Here is a 1,231-nt window from a genome sequence, read left to right as displayed (position 1 = left end):
GATGTTGAAACACCGAAGTATAACAAAGAACAAATCCTGAAGAATATAGAGGAAAGCAAACTTGCGAGGGAGAGTTCGAAGTTTGATAACTACCTTCGCAAAGAGTACGCACAACAAGGAAAATACTTTGCAGAAAGGATTTCATGGGGGGATGGCAAATATGCGTACCTCTCTAAAGATATCGATAAGGCAACAGGGAAACCAACGCCAGTCAGATATCGTTCTTATCTAAAAGCTGACGGCTCTATCGATTGGCCTCTTGAAAATGGCTTTGTTTTAGATAGTGCTGGTAACGCTATTACAAAACCAGCTAATTTAAAAGTTGGAGATATCATAGATAGATTTGGTGAATCTGGAGGTACATTCACAAGTCCAGTGAAAGAAGGGAAGATAATACCTTTTAATAAACGGGGTCTACCATATCCAGAGGGATATCAAACATATCATCAGTATGAAATTGTGAAGGAAATTAATTTAAAAAATGTAACAATGGGTTACAAAGGATTATCTAAACCTGATAAAATGATACTTGATAAATTGATGGGAGAGTATAAATTCTCACTAAAAGATATAGCAGAACCTAAAGAAGGAATGATAGATATTGTTTTCGGTCAAGGTGGTGGAACTCAATTGAAATTTGGTACATCCATCAGTTGGTATGAGAAACTTGGTCTTATAAGAGAGGTGAAATAATGAGTAAATTAGAATTACAGAAAAAGGATCTTCTAAAGGAAATTGAGAAATTAGGTTACTCAAGTTTAAGATATTCAATATTTTCAGAGGAAAAACCTGGAGAATGGGAAGTCGTCATTGAATATAATCAAGTAGAAAATTTATATTTTGTATACGGAACAATGGATAGAGGAAGTTTTAATGGAAAGCATGTTTATAATACATTCCAAGAAGCAAAAACAAAATTTTTAGATTTTTTAGCAGACATAGTTATTATTAATCGATACTATGTCAAGGAAGGAATGCCCGTTAACTATCTATCCCCCCTCTGGGATGATATCACAGAATAATAAATAACTCCCCCTTTTATGATAGAATAAATGAAGTAAGAGTTTACCGATAAACCATTGGTAAGCTCTTGCTTTAAATAGAATTATCTTCAAGGTAGAGTGAATGCCTACTCCGCCAGCATCTCCTCCGCTCAATCACGGATTACTTCCATCGATGAAAAATTGGAACGTCTTCGTACGGCCAAGAAGTCTGTAGGGGAAATCCAACA

The 1,231-nt window shown here is 35.3% G+C and carries 2 protein-coding genes; both read left to right on the top strand.

Annotated features, from left to right (window positions below; translation table 11 throughout):
- Nucleotides 1-693: TNT domain-containing protein (locus tag N8M95_RS09165; RefSeq protein WP_261117082.1), on the top strand; the 693-nt coding region annotated here is incomplete at its 5' end.
- Nucleotides 693-1,022 carry an Imm59 family immunity protein gene (locus N8M95_RS09160; RefSeq protein ID WP_261117080.1) on the top strand — a complete coding sequence of 110 codons (330 nt, stop codon included), beginning with the start codon at nt 693-695 and terminating at the stop codon, nt 1,020-1,022. The genes N8M95_RS09165 and N8M95_RS09160, both read left to right, overlap by 1 nt.
- Nucleotides 1,023-1,231 lie beyond the last annotated feature (209 nt).

The organism is Streptococcus mitis, from assembly GCF_946190325.1.
Taxonomy (GTDB): Bacteria; Bacillota; Bacilli; order Lactobacillales; family Streptococcaceae; genus Streptococcus; species Streptococcus mitis_CF.
Note: the sequence above shows the minus strand (reverse complement) of the source record. Positions and strands in the feature narration are given on the sequence as shown.

Coding starts and splice junctions, on each gene's coding strand:
- N8M95_RS09160 (WP_261117080.1), top strand. CDS start 693: ATGAGTAAATTAGAATTACAGAAAAAGGATCTTCTAAAGGAAATTGAG.